Raw genomic sequence first — 17,811 nt, forward strand, 5'->3', positions numbered from 1 at the left:
CCCTTGGCAGAGGCACTGGACTTACTTCGAATGCCATACGTAGAATGGACAGGTGGATAATAATCGGGGATCGGTTCCAAAGATGCGCGCAATTTTCGCAGCGGTTGCCAGCATGGCAGCGCTTACTTCGGTCGCCACCGCCCAGGCGGAAACCAAAATCGGCGTGTGGAGCGTGAGTATCGATAAGGACTGCGCCATCACCCAGGAATGGAAAACGGAGACGAAGGACACTGCCGGGATCGGCCTTGCCTACACCGCAAAGGGCCAAGCCATGGTGATGGTGTTCAGCGACTCGAGCTGGAAGCTCAAGGAAAAGGAATCCCTGTCCATTTCCTTGGCAGTCGACAAGAAATGGAGCGAAACCGTTTCCGGCACCGCCGTTGACAAGACCATGGCCGCCGTCGGCATTCCCGCCACCTCCAGTGCCATCAACGCTCTCATGAGTGGAAAAGAGCTTTACATGGAGATGGACGGCAAGGGCGACGATTACGCCTACACCTATTATCTCGACGACACGCGCAAGGCGATTTCGGCCCTGGAAGCTTGCCGCGCGCAGGCTGAGTAAACCACGCTCCCTTCGGAGGCGGGAGCATCGGACCGGGTGGCGCCGGCGCTCCCGCCTTCCGTCGGATCCGAACCGGTTTCTCCATTGCTCCGCGTGCCGCCGGAGTGCCCGAAGGTGCATGGGAGGCGCCCGATGGTGTCACCGACACGAGCCAAGCGTAATATCACTCCAATCCGGGACATTTCCCTGGAACGCTTCTAAACAAACCGGGTTAAGGGCATGGACGAACCGGATCGCCCTGCCCAGCCTGGTCCCCAGCCGGGCTCCAAGATCGCGCCCATTTGTGCATCGCCGACGATGCAGTCCTGCGACGGGACGTGCCGATCCGGATTTCTCCAGTCTTTGGCAATCCAAGCGGGAGGAGTCCCTCATATGTTCATGCATAACAAAAACCTGATGTACACGGTGCGCGTGTCGGAGCCGAATCCGGAACTCGCCAGCCTGCTGCTGGAACAGTTCGGCGGGCCGCAGGGCGAACTGGCGGCGGCCATGCGCTATTTCTCGCAAGGCCTGTCCGACGAGGATCCGGGCCGCAAGGATCTGCTGATCGACATCGCGACCGAGGAGTTGAGCCATCTCGAGGTCATCGGCTCGCTGGTGGCGATGCTGACCAAGGGCGTGAAGGGCAAGCTGGCCGAAGGCGCCGAGGAAACGGCCGAGCTCTACGGCAACATCACCCAGGGCAGCGGCAGCCACACGCTTTCGATCCTCTATGGCGGCGGCCCGGCCCTGACCAATTCGGCGGGCCAGCTGTGGACCGCCGGCTACATCGACAGCATCGGCGAGCCGACCGCCGACCTGCGGTCGAACATCGCGGCGGAATCGCGCGCCAAGATCATCTACGAGCGCCTGATCAACGTCACCGGCGATCCCGGCGTCAAGGATGCGCTGGGCTTCCTGATGACCCGCGAGGTCGCGCACCAGAAGAGCTTCGAGAAGGCGCTCTATTCGATCGAGAACAACTTCCCGCCGGGCAAGCTGCCGGCCATGCCGGAATATGCCGACAAATACTACAACATGAGCCATGGCGACGGCGACATGCGCGGCCCCTGGAACCAGGGCGCCCAGTGGGAGTTCGTCGACGTCAAGCCGACCGACGGCCCGGTCAACGGCGGCGACGGCAATCCGTCGGTGAAGCTGGCGGCGAAGGAGCTGGCGGCGGTCAACGCCGTTGCCGCCCGCACCATGTCGAAGCCGGATGCCGATCCGACCACCGGCGCCGACCTCGGCGCCGGTCCCGGCGCCGGCAAGACCAAGGCGAAGGCCAAGGGCTGACGGGCCCCCGCCCGCCCACAGGCAGCTTGCGGTATCGCCGTCCCCGTCACTGTGCGGGGACGGCGGCCTCCTCCCGGCGGCGGAGCCCCATCAGCCAGACCAGCAGGCACAGCGCCGGCAGCGCGCCGGCCATCGACAGCAGGAAGAAGCTGACCCAATCCATCCGGTCGGCCAGCCAGCCCGACGACGCGCCGAACAGGTCGCCGCCCAGCTTGTACAGGCTGGACAGCAACGCGTACTGGGTCGCGGTGTAGGCGACGTTGCACAGGCCGGACAGGTAGGCGACGAAGGCGGCGGTGGCGATGCCGCCGCAGACATTGTCGATCGCCACCGTCGCCGCCAGCATCGAGACGTCGTTGCCGGTCCAGGCCAGCGCGACATAGCCGAGATTCGACACCATCTGCAGGATGCCGCCGACCATCAGGCCGCGCAGCACCCCGACCCTCCCGACCAGCAGGCCGCCCAGCAGGCCGCCGGCGATCGTCGCCCACAGCCCGAACAGCTTGCCGACCGTGGCGATCTCCGCCTTGGTGAAGCCCAGGCCGATGTAGAAGGTGGAGGACATCTGGCCGGCCAGCACCTCGCCCAGCTTGTAGCTGGCGATGAAGGCCAGGATCACCACCCAGCCGCGCCGCTCGGTGAACTGGACGAAGGGCGCAACCACCGCGCCATAGAGCCAGGCCAGCGCCACGGCGCTGCGGCCCGACAGGTGGGGCCGCGCCCGCAGCCATTCGGCGATCAGCCGCTCGCGCGCGTTGGCGGCCGGCGCCTCGGGCTCCCGGCACAGCAGGATGGTCGCCATGCCGACCAGCACCAGCACCGCCATCGCCTCGTAGGCGGTGCGCCAGCCATGGAACTCCGCGATGTAGAGCGCCCCCGCCCCGGCGGCCATCAGCCCGAAGCGATAGCCCAGCACCAGCACCGCGGCGCCGGCCGCCTGCTTGTGCTCCTCCAGCACCTCCACCCGGTAGGCGTCGACGACGATGTCCTGGCTGGCGGAGCAGAAGGCGACCAGCACGGCGCACAGCGCGGTCCACCACAGATCCTCGCCCGGGCTGGTGGATCCCAGCCCCAGCAGCGCCGCCACCAGCGCCGCCTGGGCGGTCAACGCCCAGCCGCGCCGCCGCCCGAACAACCGCGTCATCACCGGCAGCCGCATCCGGTCGACCAGCGGCGCCCACAGGAACTTCAGCGCATAGGGCATGGTGACCAGGGCGAACAGCCCGATGTTGGTCCGGCTGACCCCCTGTTCGGTCAGCCAGACATTCAGCGTGGCGCCGGTCAGCGCCAGCGGCAGACCTTCGGAGAATCCCAGGAACAGGATCGTCAGCACGCGCGGGTCGCGGTAGACCGCCAGGGCCTGCCCCCAGGAGGTCAGTCGCCGGGCCGGCCAGGATGTCGCTTTCACCGGGATGGCTCCTCTCCGGTCGGGATCGTCATCCCCGATGTATAGAGGGCGCGGCGGAGCGCCGCCAGCGGCGCCGGCACGAAGTTTCCTCCGGCCGATATCACCTGCGGTGGCATGCCGCCCATGTCCGCGGCACAGCATTGCCGGAAGGCGGGCCGAAACTGTGGAAAAGTTTCCCCGACTCGCGGTATAGAGTGTACCCCTCACGGGCACAGCCGCCGGTCGTTCGCCCGGCTCCCGTTCCGCAATCGTCAAGGAAGAGCAGGCGCGTCATGGTCGAGCGTTGGACACCCGCCAGTTGGAAGACGAAACCGGCGAAGCAGTTGCCGACCTATCCCGACCAGGCCAAGGTCGAGGCGGTCGAGCAGCGTCTGGCATCCTATCCGCCGCTGGTCTTCGCCGGCGAGGCCCGCCGGCTGAAGGCCAAGCTGGCCGATGCCGCCGCCGGCCGGGCCTTCCTGCTGCAGGGCGGCGACTGCGCCGAGAGCTTCGCCGAATTCCACCCCAACAACATCCGCGACACCTTCCGCGTCCTGCTGCAGATGGCCGTGGTGCTGACCTTCGGCGCCTCGATCCCGGTCATCAAGGTCGGGCGCATGGCCGGCCAGTTCGCCAAGCCGCGCTCGGCCGACATGGAGACCATCGAGGGGGTTGAGCTGCCCTCATACCGCGGCGACATCATCAACGGCTTCGATTTCAACAGCGAGGCCCGCGTTCCCGATCCGGAGCGCATGATGCAGGCCTACACCCAGGCCGCGTCGACGCTGAACCTGCTGCGCGCCTTCGCCCAGGGCGGCTACGCCGACCTGCACAAGGTCCATCAGTGGACGCTGAGCTTCGTCGAGAAGTCGCCGGCCGGCGAGCATTTCCAGGAGCTGGCCGACCGCCTGGACGAGACGCTGGCCTTCATGGCCGCCTGCGGCATCACCGCGGAGACCACGCCGCAGCTGCGCGAGACCGACTTCTTCACCAGCCACGAGGCGCTGCTGCTGCCGTTCGAGCAGGCGCTGACCCGCGTCGACAGCACGACCGGCGACTGGTACGACGTGTCGGCCCACATGCTGTGGATCGGCGACCGCACCCGCCAGCCCGACGGCGCCCATGTCGAGTTCCTGCGCGGCGTGAAGAACCCGATCGGCCTGAAATGCGGCCCGACCACCGATCCGGACGAGCTGATCCGCCTGATCGACATCCTGAACCCGACCAACGAGGCCGGGCGCCTGACGCTGATCGTGCGCATGGGCTCCGACAAGGTGGCGGAGAAGTTCCCGCCGCTGCTGCGCAAGGTCCAGCGCGAAGGCCGCACGGTGGTGTGGTCCTGCGACCCGATGCACGGCAACACCATCAAGTCGACCACCGGCTACAAGACGCGGCCGGTCGAGCGCGTGCTGGCGGAAGCCCGCGGCTTCTTCGAAGTGCATCAGGCCGAAGGCACCCATGCCGGCGGCGTCCATTTCGAGCTGACCGGCCAGGACGTGACCGAATGCACCGGCGGCGCCCAGGCGATCACCGACCACAATCTGGCGCTCCGCTACCACACCGCCTGCGACCCGCGCCTCAATGCCAGCCAGGCGCTGGAACTGGCCTTCCTGCTGTCGGAAAAGCTGAAGGACGGTCGCCAGTCCCGCGAGGCCCAGCGCCGCGCCACCATCGCGGCCGAGTAACGGGGTTCTTCGTCACCGCGACGTCCTCCTCCGGCCCCGCAAGGGCCGGAGGAGGATGGATGCAGTTCAGCCCAACCGTTTCGCGATCAGCGGCCCTCGGGCCGGTGCGCTGTCCGCCACGGTGACGGCGGCGCGCAGACGGCGTTCGGCCTCGTCGGCCTGGGCCTCGGTGCGTGCGTGCAGGATGGCCAGCGGATGCCCGCCCGGCCCGACAGCCTGCCCCAGCCCGGCAACCGCGTCGAACCCGACGGCGAAGTCGATGGCGTCGGTCGTCCGGGTCCGGCCACCGCCGAGCGCAACCACAGCCATGCCGACGCCGCGCGTGTCGATGGCCGACACAAAGCCGGTTCCGGCGGCGAACAGCGGCCGGACGATCGGCGCCCGGTCGAGATAGCGGTCGGGCCGCTCCAGCAGGTCGGCCGGCCCGCCCAGCGCGGCGACCATGCGGGCGAAACGTTCAGCCGCGGCACCGCCGGCAACGGCGCGCTCGGCCATCGCCCGGCCCGCCTCGACGTCCGGCGCCAATCCGCTCACCGCCAGCAATTCCGCCGCCAGCGCCACGGTGACTTCGTAGAGGCGCGGGTCGGCCGCCTCGCCGCGCAGGATGGCGAGGCATTCGCGCATCTCCAGCGCGTTGCCGGCACTCGCCCCCAGCACCTCGTTCATATCGGTCAGCAGCGCCACCGCCGGCAGGCCGGCGCCCTTCGACACGGTGACGATGCTTTCGGCCAGCGCCTCGGCGTCCGGGAGGCGCTGCATGAAGGCGCCGCTGCCGAACTTCACGTCCATCACCAGCGCGTCCAGCCCGGCGGCCAGCTTCTTCGACAGGATCGACGCGGTGATGAGGTCGAGCGATTCGACGGTCGCTGTCACGTCGCGGATGGCGTAGAGCCGCCGGTCGGCCGGGGCGATGTCGTCGGTGGCGCCGATCACGGCGCAGCCGACCTCCTTCACCACACGGCGCAGCAGGTCGTTGTCTGGCTTGGCCTTGTAGCCGGGGATGCTCTCGAACTTGTCGAGCGTGCCGCCGGTGTGGCCCAGCCCGCGGCCCGAGACCATCGGCACGTAGCCGCCGCAGGCCGCCAGCATCGGCGCCAGGATCAGGCTGACCTTGTCGCCGACCCCGCCGGTCGAATGCTTGTCGATCACCGGGCCGGGCAGGCCCAGCGGCCGCCACTCCATCACCGTGCCCGAATCGCGCATGGCGCGGGTGAGCGCCACCCGTTCCTCCAGCTCCATGCCGCGGAAGAAGACGGCCATGGCGAAGGCGGCGGCCTGCGCCTCCGACACCCGGCCGTCGGCGATGCCGCGGACGAACTCCCCGATCGCGGCGGCGTCGAGCGGCTGGCCGTCGCGCTTGGCGCGGACGAACTCCTGCGGCAGCATCCCTCAATACCCCCCGGCCGGGGCCGGCTCGCGCTCGCCACCATGGCCGGCACCGTGACCGGCGGCGGCCAGCAGCGCATCAAGCAGGCTGGAAGCGCCGAAGCGGAAGGTCTGCGGCGTCGCCCAGCCCTCGCCCAGGATATGGTCGGCCAACGCCAGATAGCGCGCGGCCTCGCCGGCATCGCGGATGCCGCCCGACGCCTTGAAACCGACCGTCTTGCCCGATTCATAGATGCTGTCGAGCATCACCGCCGCGGCCGACAGGGTCGCCGCCGGCTGGGTCTTGCCGGTCGAGGTCTTGAGGAAATCGGCCCCCGCGGCGATGGAGTCGCGCGCCGCCCAGGCCAGCAGGTCGGCGTCGGGGAAGGCACCCGATTCCAGGATCACCTTCATCAGCACCGTGTCGCCGCAGGCCTCCCGGCAGGCCTTGACGACATTCATCGGCTGGGTGCGGGCGCCGTCGATGAAGGCCTTGTAGGGCAGCACCACGTCGATCTCGTCGGCACCGTCGGCGATCGCCCGCCGGGTCTCCGCCGCGACCGCCGCGGCATCGGCCTCGCCGCCGGGGAAGTTGACGACGGTGGCGACCTTGACGCCGCTTCCCTCCAGCGCCTTGCGCGCGGTCGGCACGAAGCGCGCCCAGACGCAGACGGCGGCGACCGGCCCGGCCGGCGTGACGGCGCGGGCGCACAGCGCCTCCACCACCCGGTCGTTGTCGTCGCCGTTCAGGCTGGTGAGGTCGAGCATCCCGATGGCCCGGCGCGCCAGATCGGCGTCGGACGGGGCGTTGGCGCTGGCGTCCAGCGCGCTTTGCAGGTCGGCAGACAGCTTCATGACCGGGACCCGTCCTTCTGATGCAGGCGTTCGAGAAAACCGACCAGCAGGCGTTCGAGGTCGGCGGCTGCCGCCGATGCGGCGGTCAGCGTCTGGTGATGGTCGACCGGCCCGTCGCCGAGCCCGACCCCGAGATTGGTGACGACGGCGCAGCCGACGACCCGCAGGCCGCAATGGCGCGCCACGATGCATTCAGGCACGGTGGACATGCCGACCGCGTCGGCGCCCAGCAGCCTCATCATCCGCACCTCGGCCGGCGTCTCGAAGGACGGGCCGGGATAGGCGGCATAGACCCCCTCCGCCAGATCGATGCCGCGGTCGGCCGCGACCTCCTTCAGCAGGGCGCGAAGCTCCGGATCCCAGGCGTCGGTCATGCTGGGGAACCGCTCGCCGAAGGCCTCGTCGTTCGGGCCGGTCAGCGGGTTCGAGCCCAGCAGGTTCAGGTGATCGCTGATCGCCATCAGCCGGCCCGGCCCGACCTCCAGCCGCAGCGAGCCGGCGGCGGCGGTCAGCACCAGCGTATCGCAGCCGGCCAGCTTCAGCGACCGCACCGCGGTCTTTAGCGCGTCGAAGCCGTTGCCCTCATAGGCATGGACGCGCCCCTGCATGCAGGCGACCTCGACCCCGCCGAGCGTGCCGACCACCAGCCGCCCGGCATGGCCGGACACGCTGGGCACGGGAAAGCCCGGCAGCTCGCCGTAGGGGATGGCAACGGACCCGGCGATGCGGTCGGCGATCCCTCCCAGGCCGGAGCCCAGCACGATGCCCACCCGCGGCCGGTGGCCGGGGGCGCGGTGGAGGATGTCCGCGGCGGCGCGGGCTGCGGTCATGTCGGGGAACTCCGCTCAGAAGACCAGGTTGGTGGGGCCGAACGATTCGGGCAACAGCCGCTCCAGCGGAAAGGTCCGCCGCAGGCCGGCCGGGTCGCAGATATGGATCGGCGTCTCCAGCGCCGCGAACTCGCGGATGCGCTGGCGGCAGCCGCCGCAGGGGGTGCAGATCTCTTCCGCCCCGGCCTCCCCGCCCATCACCAGGATGGCGCGGATCCAGCGGTCGCCGGCGGTGACCATGGCGCCGATGGCGGTCGCCTCGGCGCATTGGCCCTGCGGGTAGGCGGCGTTCTCGACGTTGCAGCCGGCGAAGATGCGGCCCGATCCGCCGAGGATGGCGGCCCCCACCTTGAACTTGGAGTAGGGGGCGTGGGCGTTCTCCCGGGCGGTCCGGGCAGCCGCGATCAGGGCGTCCAGTTCGACAGGATCGGACATGGCGTCAACGCTCCTTGACGTGTGGTATGCCGGTGGAACGGTGAGCGGCTCGATCGCCGGCCGGGAAGCGGACGGGCATGCGTCGATAAAGATGTGACGGAGGCAAAGCGCCGGGTCAAGGAGCTTGGAACATTCTTGCTATCCAAGCGGATACGCACCCCCGACGCCGCTTGCGCCGGGGGTGGTGCTGGAGCAGGCGGTACAATCCCGGCCGAGTTCAACGATGCGAGGAGCCACCGGCCACCGGGGCGACGATCCGGAGGAGATCGCCGTCGGCACCGAGATCCTCCAGCTTGCGCGGCAGGCGGCGGCGCCAGTTCGGATGCTGGTCGACGGTGCCGGGAAGGTTGGGCTGCTCGTCGTCACACAGCGCATCCTCGATCTGCACCATGACGATGCGGGACGGGGTGCGCGCCAGATAGGCATGGACGGCGGCCGACAGCTCGACTCGGAAGGGCTGGTCGCCCTCCTCGCTCGGGTAGCTGTCCGGGCGCAGCCCCTCGCGCGACAGCGCCTGCAGCAGGCGCCAGCGGTCGACGCCGCGGTCCCAATGGTCCTTCTCCCGGCTGGCCTCGTCGGGATAGAGGCCGAGACGCCGGCGCCAGTCGAGGTCGCGGCCGGTCCAGAAGCCCTTGAACGGTGCCAGGTCATGGGTGCTGACCGTCGCCATCGACCCGGCCGGATAGTCGCCGGGCGGCTTGAAGGCGCCATCCGCGCCGCGTTCGAAATAAAGCACGCGGTAGCTGAGGATGCCGGCCCGCTCCAGCGCCGGGCGGAAGCCCTCCGGCACGGTGCCCAGATCCTCGCCGATCACGACGCAGCGGTTGCGCCGGCTCTCCAGCGCGACGATGCGCAGCAGGTCGTGGAAGGGATAGGCCACATAGGCGCCGTCGCTGCCGTCCTCCGGGATCCAGAACAGATGCTGGAGCGCCATCACATGGTCGATGCGGAGCGCGGCGGCGTGGCGCATGTTGGCGCGCAGCAGCTCGACGAAGGGGCGGTAGGCGGCCTCGCGCAGGCCGAGCGGCGACAGCGGCGACAGCCCCCAGTTCTGGCCCTTCAGGTTGAACTGGTCGGGCGGGGCGCCGACATTGGCGCCCTGCACCAGCATCGACGGATCGGCCCAGGCGGCCCCGCCGCCGGGATGGACGGCAACGGCGAGGTCACGGTAGAAGCCCATGGCCAGCCCGGCGGACCGGCCGCGCGCCGCCGCCTCGCCCAGCTGGCGGTCGGCCTCGAACTGCGCCCAGGCGAAGAAATCGACCCGGCCGGCCTTTTCGGCGGCGAAGGCCGCGACCTCGGCGCTCTGCGGATCCTGGAAGGCGGCCGGCCAGCTCCGCCACATCCAGCGCGCCGGATCCTGGCGGAAGAAATGCTCGTGCAGGGCGTCGAACAGGGCATGGCGCTCCAGCGCCGCCCCCATCTCCCGCCGGAAGCCGGAATAGGCGGCCTTGCGCGGGTGCTCGTCGGGCAGGGCGCGGAAGCGGGCATGGAGCGCCTCCAGCACCGGCAGCTTCAGCGCGGCGACGGCGGGATGGTCGATCAGCTCCGCCTGCCTCGCCCCGGCCAGCGCTGCCTGGAAGGCCGGATCGGCGATGCGGGCACGGATGTCGCCGGCATCGTCCAGCTCGGGGACCCGCGCCGGGTCGATGTAGAGGATGTTGAGGAACTGGCGGCTGGACGGCGAATAGGGGCCGATATGGTGCGGATCGGCCGGGAACAGGGCATGCAGCGGATTGAGCCCGACCAGCCCGGCACCCAGCCTGCCGGCGGTCTCGGCGAAGCCGGCGAGGTCGCCGAAATCGCCCATGCCCCAATCATGGTCGGAGCGCAGGGAATAGACCTGCAGGCCGATGCCCCACGTCCGCCCGGCGGGGACCATCTCCTCGACCGTCACGCAGCGCTCTGGCGCCACGATCAGGGTGGTGGAGCCGGAGAGTGCGACTCCTCCCGCAGCGGACTCCACGCGCAACTCCAACCGGTGGTAGCCGATCGGCAGCGACACCGGCAGCAGGGCGCCCAGCGCGCGGCGCTCGAAGGCGCCGCCGTCCAGGCTGGCGCGGTCGACCACCGGCAGGTCGTGCACCGCCGTCCGGCCGCCCTGGGCGATGCCGTCCTCCGGCGTCAGTTCCCACACCAGCACCGCGTCGTCGAGGCCGGCAGGCAGGGCGACGCCCAAGTCGATCGCCTGCCCCTCCCCGCTGACCAGCACCGGCGGCAGCGGACGGTCCCAGGCCCGCCGCTCCATGATGCGGAGGCTGGCGGCGACCGCTTCCGCGGTGTCCGCATCCAGCCCCATGGCCCCCACCAGCGCCCGCTTGGTGGCGGCGGACGTCTCGCGCCGGTTGCCCCAGATGTCGTGGTAGAGGGCTTCGAGGCCAAGCAGATCGGCCAGCCGGTCGAGATCACTCATGCAGGGTCCCCGCGGGTTGTTCGGACATCGTGATGGGGCTTAGGGATCGGTGCTGCGGCAGGCGGCGTCAATGCCTTGCCGGCGGCCTATGCCGTCGGCAAGACTGCTCACCCGGCCGGAAGGGCGGAGGCCGCCGCCGATTCGGCCAAAGGCGGCGGGGCCGCGGCGGTGGAGGAGACAGTGGACGCATCGGCCTGCGCCGCCAGGGCCGATGCGGCGGCGGCGGCCTTGGCCTGGGCGATCTGCTCCAGCCGGCTGCGGTAGCCGGCGACGGCCGCCGACACCTCGCGGGTCATCGCCTCCAGCGGGCGGTCGGGGTCGACCGCCTGCATCAGGGCGCGCGACAGGGCCGACAGCTGCTCGCGGTCGCCGGCGGACACCGGGCTGCCGTCGGCGGCGTTGCGGATCCGGTCGGCCAGCGTCTTGATGGCGCGGGCCACCGCCTCGACGGGCGCATGGTCGCCGTCCTCGCCCAGCCGGCGCAGCAGGTCGTCCAGGAATCCGCCGATGCGGCCGACATGATCGACCGCCATCCGGTCCGGCACCGGCCGCGCCAGACCCGGCAGGGCGAATTCGACGAGGAAGGCGACCTGGATGCTGGCGCGCAGCCGCTTCTGGGTGACGACGGCGGCGATCGCCTCGTTCAGCAGCATGCGGGCGCCGGACTGGGTCCATTGGCCGGTCGCCTTCAGCCGCAGGGTGTTGGGGGCGTCCAGCACCGGCACCTGCGCCCCTTCGCGCGGCGACTTGCGGCGGTCGGGACCGGCATAGTCGGCGGTGACGACGAAGCCCTTGCGCGCCTCGATCAGGCTGACGATGCGGTCGCGCACCTGCTTGGGCGACACCGGCTTCATCAGCAGGTCGTCGCCGCCGGCATTGGTGACGCGGGTCAGCAGGGCCGGGGTCGGCGCCCAGGTGGTGACGATGACGCAGGCGAAGGGGTTGGGCACGCCGGGATCGTTGCGCAGGGCGCGGATGAAGCGGAAGGTCTCCGAATCCTCGCCGTCGGCGTCCACCAGCACGAGGTCGGGAATGCCGGCCTGCAGCAGCCCGGAGGCGTTCTTCACCGAATCGAACAGCTCCACCCGGCGGAAGCCCATGCGGATCAGCACGTCGCGGAACACGCGCCCGGTGTTGAGCTGGCCGTCGATGATCGCGGCGTCGACCTGCGAGAAATCGTAGTCCGGCATCGTCCTTCCCGAAGCTCCGCTGCGGCCATGGGGAACACGCTCCACAGCGTAGCACGCCTTGTCCCAACCCGTCGCTGGTAGCATCTCCGGCAGGGGTAAGGACAGTGGGCAAAGGATCGCAGGGACGATATGCCTCCCCCCCTCCACCCGGGGTTCCCCGCAATCACATCCCCGCCTGCTCCACCAGCGTGAAGACCAGGACGGTCCGCCCGTCGACCAGAACCGAACGGCCGGCCAGATGCATGCGCTCGTCCCCCGCCCCGTCGGCGACGCGGGTGTCGAGCACGCAGCGCCAGCCCCGCCCGCCCGGCACGTCGGGCAGGGTGACGGTCAGGGTGTCGCCATGGGCGTTCAGCACGATCAGCATCACGCCGTCCGCCAGGGGCTGCCCGTCCGGCCCGAGATGGGTGCCGGCGCGGCCGTTCAGCAGCAGGACGATGCAGCGGGCCTGGGTGTTGCGCCAGTGCTCCGCCGTCTTCTCGACCCCTTGCGCATTGTACCAGACGATGTCCTTCAGCCCGTTGGACGCCACCTCGCGCCCATGCAGGAAGATCGGCCGGCGCAGCACCGGATGGACGCGCCTGAGCGCGATCAGCCGGCGGACGAAGCCGACCGTCGCCCCGTCGCGCCGCGACCAGTCGAGCCAGGTGATGTCGTTGTCCTGGCAATAGGCGTTGTTGTTGCCCTTCTGGCTGTGGTCCAGCTCGTCGCCGGCCAGCATCATCGGCGTGCCCTGCGACAGCATCAGCGTCGCCAGCAGGTTGCGCTTCTGCCGCCCGCGCAGCTCGTTGATCCCGGCATCGCCGGTCTCGCCCTCGGTCCCGTGGTTCCACGAGCAGTTGGCGGAATGGCCGTCGCGGTTCTCCTCGCCGTTCGCCCAGTTGTGCTTGTCGTTGTAGGTGACGAGGTCGTGCAGGGTGAAGCCGTCATGGGCGGTGATGAAGTTCACGCTGGACCAGGGGCGGCGGCCACGCTTCTCGAACAGGTCGGCGGAACCGGCGATGCGGCCGGCCAGCTCCGGCAGCATGCCGTCGTCGCCGCGCCAGTAGCGGCGCACGGTGTCGCGGTAGCGGTCGTTCCACTCCGCCCAGCCCGGCGGGAAATTGCCGACCTGATAGCCGCCGGGACCGACGTCCCACGGCTCGGCGATCAGCTTGACGTCGGCCAGCACCGGATCCTGCCGCACCGCGTCGAGGAAGCCGGAGCCCGGGTCGTAGCCGTAGGGTTCCCGCGCCAGCACGGTGGCGAGGTCGAAGCGGAAGCCGTCGACATGCATCTCGGTCACCCAGTAGCGCAGGCTGTCCATCACCATCTGGACCACGCGCGGGTGGCTGAGGTTCAGGGTGTTGCCGGTGCCGGTGTCGTTGATGTAGTGGCGCGGCGCGTCCGGCATCAGCCGGTAATAGCTGAGATTGTCGATGCCCTTGAAGGACAGGGTCGGACCCAGATGGTTGCCTTCGGCGGTGTGGTTGTAGACGACGTCGAGGATGACCTCGATCCCGGCCTCGTGCAGGCGGGCGACCATCGTCTTGAACTCCGACAGCACGCCGGTGTTCATGTAGCGCGGCTCGGGCGCGAAGAAGCCGATGGTGTTGTAGCCCCAGTAGTTGGTCAGGCCGCGGGTAACCAGATGCTGTTCGTCCGCCACCGCCTGGACCGGCAGGAACTCGACCGAGGTGATGCCGAGCGCGCGCAGATACTCGATGACGCTCTGGCTCGACATGCCGGCGAAGGTGCCGCGCAAATGGGCCGGCACGTCGGGATGGCGCATGGTGAAGCCGCGGACATGGGTCTCGTACAGCACCGTGTCGGTCCAGGGAATCGTCCGGCGGCGGTCGTGCCCCCAGGTGAAGGCGCCGTCGACCACCCGGCATTTCGGCATGCCGCGGGCGTTGTCGCGCCGGTCGAACGACAGATCCTCGCGCGTCGAGCCGACCCGGTAGCCGTAATGGGCGTCCGACCATTTGAAGCCGCCGAACAGCGCCCGGGCATAGGGGTCGAGCAGCAGCTTGTTGGGGTTGAAGCGGTGCCCCTCCTCCGGCTCGTAGGGGCCGTGGACGCGGTAGCCGTAGAGCATGCCGGGCCGGGCATCGGGCAGGTAGCCGTGCCAGACCTCGTCGGTGTGCTCGGGCAGCGTGACCCGCTCGACCTCGCGCTGGCCGGTCTTGTCGAACAGGCAGAGCTCCACCCGTTCGGCATGGGCGGAGAACAGCGCGAAATTGACGCCGAAACCGTCCCAGGTGGCGCCGAGCGGATGGGGCTTGCCGGGCCAGACCGGGGTGCGGGCGGGAATAGGGGGCATCGGCGGGGTCCGGCGCGTGGCGGGTGACGAAAGAACGACAGCCATTAGAAAGCGTTAGTCGGCAAGGTCAAGAGGGATCGGCCCGGACCGGCCCAACGACGCCGCGCCGTCGACGCGAGTGGAGCACGCCCGATGCAGGCTGCGCTTGTGGCCGGCCAGGGCGTAGGCTATTTCTGGGTGGAGACATCTGGACGGACCGCATGCGCTTCTCCCCCGCCTCCCCCCTGAACGGCATCGTCGATTCCCTGCTGACGGCGACGGAGCCGGTGGATCGGGCGAAGGCCGAGAACATCCGCTGGGAAAGCCGGCTCGCCGCCGTCCGGATCGCCCATTACGAAGGCGAGATCGGATCGCCCGACCCCGAGGATTTCGCGACCGGACACGGGGATTACGTCGCCAACCACATCAACCTCCGCCGTGACACCGGGGAGCCGGCCTGCTTCGCCGCGGCCAACGCCCCGGCCCTGCTGCCGACCCTCGCGCCGGCCGAGCGGCTGGTGCGGGTGGAGGACATGACCGGTTGGGCCGAGCGGATCTTCGGCCGCGACAATCCGGCGGACCTGAAGGATTCGGAGCGGCTGAAGGCCGCCTTCGAATCCGGGTCGGCGGAATTCACCGCCTTCCTGAAGACCTGGAATGAAGCCGCCGACCTGCGGCCGATGTTCGCCGCGGTCGTCGGGGATCTCGACGATCTGCGGCCCGACTGGCGCGGCTCCTGGTGGACCGCCCTGCCGGAGTTGCTGGGACTGGGGCATCTGGGCGCCGCCACGAGCCATCCGCGGGCGCTGGCGCTGATGGAATATCCGGCGTCCCGCGTGCTGGACGAAGCGGGATCGGTCGATCCCGCCCACCGTTTCGCCGCCCCGACGGTGATCGACCATCATCTGAACGCCTATTTCTGCCCGTCCCCGGTGCCGGCCAAAGGGGCGGCGATCTGTTACGGCCGGGCAGTGAACCTGACCGCCCGCGGTACCCTGGTCTGCGAGATGATCCACCGCCATATTTCCTACCGGCCGGAAGACGTGAAGGCGATTGTGGTGTTGACGGAAACGGGGCCGTGGGCAACCGTACCGGACATGCGGGCCGCGCACCTCACCGCCCTCAGATCGCAACCCGGATGGGCCGGGTTCGGTGTGGATGCCACGGGATCATGACCAGCTACCCAACCTTGGACGCCTGGCTGGACGATTTCCGCAAGGAACCGCTCCGCCGCCTGGACCGGCTGTTCCGCCGGGGCGACAGCATCAGCCCGTTCGAGCGCGGCGACCCGCATGACGCCGCGCTGATGGCCCTGCGCAGCCTTGGGACGGCGGACGACCGCGACGCCGCCGACGCCGCCCTGGCGCAGTGGCTGGAGGAGCGTTTGGCCGAACCGCTGGCGGTGGCGGCCAAACGCGGCTGGGGCGCCTATGTCGGCTCTGCGATGGAAGGCTTCGACATGGCCGCCCGCATGCCGGGGGTGCGGGTCGGGGCGGTGCTGCGCGACCAATTCGACCGCTTCGACACATGGACCGGCGACCTGTCCGCCGACGGGCCGGGCGACCTGCGGCTGCGCTTCCTGCTGGCGCTGGCGCACAACCAGGGGAACAAGCGGCGCTTCCTCGGGCTGTGGTACGCGCTGTGCGACAAGGCGGAGCGCAGCGCCACGCCCAACCTGACCCTGTCCGTCGGGCTGGCCGGTCTGCGCGGCCTGCCGCCCGACGAGGACGGCCGTCCCCGCGTCGCCGAGGGGGTGGAAGGGCTGTGCCGCTGGGCACGCCACCTGCCCGACAGCGAGGAGGCGCGCGAGCGCTTCGTGATGCAGTGGCGCGCCTTCACCGGCCGCCATCACCGTAAGCCGGAGGTCTGGCACCGGCTGACCGCCGAGGCGGTTGAGACCCACGCGAGCCGGCCGTTCGTGGGGTGGTGGCGCGATGAGGTGGGGGAAACAGAGAAGCCGGTGCCAGCAGCCGGACCGGCAATGGCGCCGACGAAGCAGGATGCCGATACTCTGGCGCGGAGCATCGCGAAGAACCCGCCCAACAGCTGGGAACGGGATGTCATGGCCTTCACCGCGCGGCATGAACGCTATGCCATGATCAAGCAGGATTTCTACGCGCTGCCACGCGGCCTGAACATCGTCGGGAATGCCCTGCTCCGGCAAAAGACACGGGTGGGCTTCGTCCTGGCCGCCCGGTTGGCGACCACCGCACTGACCCATGTTCCCAACCACGAGAACAGTTGGGTTTTGTGGGCGCAGGCGACGGACGGCCTTGGCCAACGCGATGTGGCGGAAAGCATCCTGTGGCAGGCGATGGAGCGCCTTCCGGCCAGTGCACCCATCCGAAACGCCCTGGCCGGCATGCTGGCAAAACGTGGCCGGGTCGAGGAAGCGGAAGCGCTCTATCGGCAGACCATGCAGCGCAATCCGGAAGCCCCACACGCCTTTACCGCGCTAGCCGGCTTGCTGGCCGACCAGGGCCGCATGAGCGAAGCGCAATCACTCCTGCAAAGCGCCTTGCCGCGCTTCCCCGACGACGAGGCCGTCCCCAGCGCATTTGCCAATCTGCTAGTCCGCGATGGACAATACGCTGAGGCCGAGGCGCTCTACCGCAAGGCAATGGAGCGGTTTCCTCAGGATCCGGTGTGCCGCCTGGATCTCGGCCTGCTGCTGCTCCGGCTGAACCGCCGCGACGACGTGCTTCCCATTCTCGATGAACTGCGCGCTTTGAAACACACCGGTGCGCAAACGCTTCAAGCCCATCTCGACGGACGCGTCCGCGCCGACAGCAGCAAGCCGGCGTCCCCGGCTCCCGACCAGCAGGCTTCCCCCGAATGGTCGCCCCTGCTCACCAACGGCACGGCACTCCGGGCATCCTTCATCCTGTCGCCCGCCCTGTCCCGCACGGATCTGCTTTTGATGACGCGGCAGCGGGCGGAAGAGTTGCGGACACAGGCACGGGAACTGCTGAACGAGGCGCTGGCACACGATCCGAACAATCCGCTGGTCCGGTTGATCGCCCGCCGGCATGGGATCAAGGACGCCGGCGGCATCGACGCCGCACGGCTTCGCACTGTCGCCGGACGGAATTTCCCGTTGCGGCTGGAACTGGCCCTCGATGCCCGGAGCGACAAGGCCCTGCGCTGGCTGTACCAGGACTTCGGCGATGCCAACCACCGCGCCCTGACGGCGGTTGGCTGGCTGCTGGTGTCGCCCTACGCCGATTACGCCGACGACGAGGACGCGTCCTCGCCCGTCGCCGAACAGGCGGCCCGGCATCTCCAAAGCTGGCTGAACCGGCGGGACAATCCGGAGGCGGACACCGGCCTCGGCCTCCTGTGGAGCGACCTGCGAAGCCGGCTCGGCCAGTCCGTGGGCGGCGACCTGGACGGCTTCCTCGACGCTTGGCAGAATGTAATAGCCCCCCGCACGAGCCGCGATCTGCTGGACATCGCGCTGCTCGGCATGGTGCTGGCGGCGCTTCCCTTCGCCGCCTATGAGTACGCGCTGGCCGAGTGACGGGTGGCGA

At 69.6% G+C, this 17,811-nt stretch carries 13 protein-coding genes; 5 read left to right on the forward strand and 8 right to left on the reverse strand.

Features of this window, described 5'->3' with window-relative positions; translation table 11 throughout:
* The first annotated feature begins 82 nt into the window (after positions 1-82).
* Together AL072_RS21345 and AL072_RS21350 are read left to right on the forward strand one after the other, a co-directional pair.
* Positions 83-565, forward strand: coding sequence for a hypothetical protein (locus AL072_RS21345; RefSeq protein WP_045584220.1), 483 nt, complete (start codon positions 83-85; stop codon positions 563-565).
* A 378-nt stretch (positions 566-943) separates the two neighbouring features.
* A complete protein-coding gene (locus AL072_RS21350; protein ID WP_245636909.1) occupies positions 944-1,840 on the forward strand; it encodes a manganese catalase family protein in 897 nt (298 codons plus the stop codon).
* A 46-nt stretch (positions 1,841-1,886) separates the two neighbouring features.
* Here the strand turns inward: AL072_RS21350 and AL072_RS21355 are convergent, their stop codons facing one another.
* Positions 1,887-3,248, reverse strand: a complete 1,362-nt coding sequence (locus AL072_RS21355; RefSeq protein ID WP_045584222.1) for an AmpG family muropeptide MFS transporter — start codon at positions 3,246-3,248, stop codon at positions 1,887-1,889.
* A 272-nt stretch (positions 3,249-3,520) separates the two neighbouring features.
* Between AL072_RS21355 and AL072_RS21360 the strand changes: the two genes are divergently transcribed.
* On the forward strand, positions 3,521-4,912 hold the full coding sequence (locus AL072_RS21360) for a class II 3-deoxy-7-phosphoheptulonate synthase (protein ID WP_045584223.1): 1,392 nt from the start codon (positions 3,521-3,523) through the stop codon (positions 4,910-4,912).
* A gap of 66 nt (positions 4,913-4,978) precedes the next feature.
* Here the strand turns inward: AL072_RS21360 and deoA are convergent, their stop codons facing one another.
* The 7 genes from deoA to glgX all read right to left on the reverse strand — a co-directional run bounded on the left by deoA (position 4,979) and on the right by glgX (position 14,302).
* Positions 4,979-6,298, reverse strand: a complete 1,320-nt coding sequence (gene deoA / locus AL072_RS21365; protein WP_045584224.1) for a thymidine phosphorylase — start codon at positions 6,296-6,298, stop codon at positions 4,979-4,981.
* Positions 6,299-6,301: 3 nt separating this feature from the next.
* Complete coding sequence (deoC, locus tag AL072_RS21370) at positions 6,302-7,132, reverse strand: deoxyribose-phosphate aldolase (protein WP_045584225.1); 831 nt, start codon at positions 7,130-7,132, stop codon at positions 6,302-6,304.
* Positions 7,129-7,962 carry a purine-nucleoside phosphorylase gene (locus tag AL072_RS21375; RefSeq protein ID WP_045584226.1) on the reverse strand — a complete coding sequence of 278 codons (834 nt, stop codon included), beginning with the start codon at positions 7,960-7,962 and terminating at the stop codon, positions 7,129-7,131. The genes deoC and AL072_RS21375 overlap by 4 nt, the downstream gene beginning before the upstream one ends.
* A gap of 15 nt (positions 7,963-7,977) precedes the next feature.
* Complete coding sequence (gene cdd / locus AL072_RS21380) at positions 7,978-8,397, reverse strand: cytidine deaminase (protein ID WP_045584227.1); 420 nt, start codon at positions 8,395-8,397, stop codon at positions 7,978-7,980.
* Positions 8,398-8,614: 217 nt separating this feature from the next.
* Positions 8,615-10,810 carry a 4-alpha-glucanotransferase gene (gene malQ / locus AL072_RS21385; protein WP_045584228.1) on the reverse strand — a complete coding sequence of 732 codons (2,196 nt, stop codon included), beginning with the start codon at positions 10,808-10,810 and terminating at the stop codon, positions 8,615-8,617.
* Between the two features lie 107 nt (positions 10,811-10,917).
* Complete coding sequence (locus AL072_RS21390; RefSeq protein WP_045584229.1) at positions 10,918-12,000, reverse strand: response regulator; 1,083 nt, start codon at positions 11,998-12,000, stop codon at positions 10,918-10,920.
* A gap of 163 nt (positions 12,001-12,163) precedes the next feature.
* The gene (gene glgX / locus AL072_RS21395; protein WP_045584230.1) at positions 12,164-14,302 is read right to left on the reverse strand and encodes a glycogen debranching protein GlgX; all 2,139 of its coding nucleotides are present in this window, start codon (positions 14,300-14,302) and stop codon (positions 12,164-12,166) included.
* Between the two features lie 200 nt (positions 14,303-14,502).
* Between glgX and AL072_RS21400 the strand changes: the two genes are divergently transcribed.
* Both AL072_RS21400 and AL072_RS21405 read left to right on the forward strand, forming a co-directional pair.
* Positions 14,503-15,456: a hypothetical protein gene (locus AL072_RS21400; protein ID WP_045584231.1), complete on the forward strand. Its 954-nt coding sequence runs from the start codon at positions 14,503-14,505 to the stop codon at positions 15,454-15,456.
* Positions 15,453-17,801, forward strand: a complete 2,349-nt coding sequence (locus AL072_RS21405) for a tetratricopeptide repeat protein (protein ID WP_045584232.1) — start codon at positions 15,453-15,455, stop codon at positions 17,799-17,801. Before AL072_RS21400 ends, AL072_RS21405 begins: the two co-directional genes overlap by 4 nt.
* Positions 17,802-17,811 lie beyond the last annotated feature (10 nt).

Source organism: Azospirillum thiophilum (genome assembly GCF_001305595.1).
GTDB classification, from domain to species: Bacteria; Pseudomonadota; Alphaproteobacteria; order Azospirillales; family Azospirillaceae; genus Azospirillum; species Azospirillum thiophilum.

Bases quoted from the DNA above. Each gene is read 5' to 3' on its own strand.
- AL072_RS21345 (WP_045584220.1), top strand. From the start codon at position 83: ATGCGCGCAATTTTCGCAGCGGTTGCCAGCATGGCAGCGCTTACTTCG.
- AL072_RS21350 (WP_245636909.1), top strand. From the start codon at position 944: ATGCATAACAAAAACCTGATGTACACGGTGCGCGTGTCGGAGCCGAAT.
- AL072_RS21360 (WP_045584223.1), top strand. From the start codon at position 3,521: ATGGTCGAGCGTTGGACACCCGCCAGTTGGAAGACGAAACCGGCGAAG.
- deoA (WP_045584224.1), bottom strand. From the start codon at position 6,298: ATGCTGCCGCAGGAGTTCGTCCGCGCCAAGCGCGACGGCCAGCCGCTC.
- deoC (WP_045584225.1), bottom strand. From the start codon at position 7,132: ATGAAGCTGTCTGCCGACCTGCAAAGCGCGCTGGACGCCAGCGCCAAC.
- AL072_RS21375 (WP_045584226.1), bottom strand. From the start codon at position 7,962: ATGACCGCAGCCCGCGCCGCCGCGGACATCCTCCACCGCGCCCCCGGC.
- cdd (WP_045584227.1), bottom strand. From the start codon at position 8,397: ATGTCCGATCCTGTCGAACTGGACGCCCTGATCGCGGCTGCCCGGACC.
- malQ (WP_045584228.1), bottom strand. From the start codon at position 10,810: ATGAGTGATCTCGACCGGCTGGCCGATCTGCTTGGCCTCGAAGCCCTC.
- AL072_RS21390 (WP_045584229.1), bottom strand. From the start codon at position 12,000: ATGCCGGACTACGATTTCTCGCAGGTCGACGCCGCGATCATCGACGGC.
- glgX (WP_045584230.1), bottom strand. From the start codon at position 14,302: ATGCCCCCTATTCCCGCCCGCACCCCGGTCTGGCCCGGCAAGCCCCAT.
- AL072_RS21400 (WP_045584231.1), top strand. From the start codon at position 14,503: ATGCGCTTCTCCCCCGCCTCCCCCCTGAACGGCATCGTCGATTCCCTG.
- AL072_RS21405 (WP_045584232.1), top strand. From the start codon at position 15,453: ATGACCAGCTACCCAACCTTGGACGCCTGGCTGGACGATTTCCGCAAG.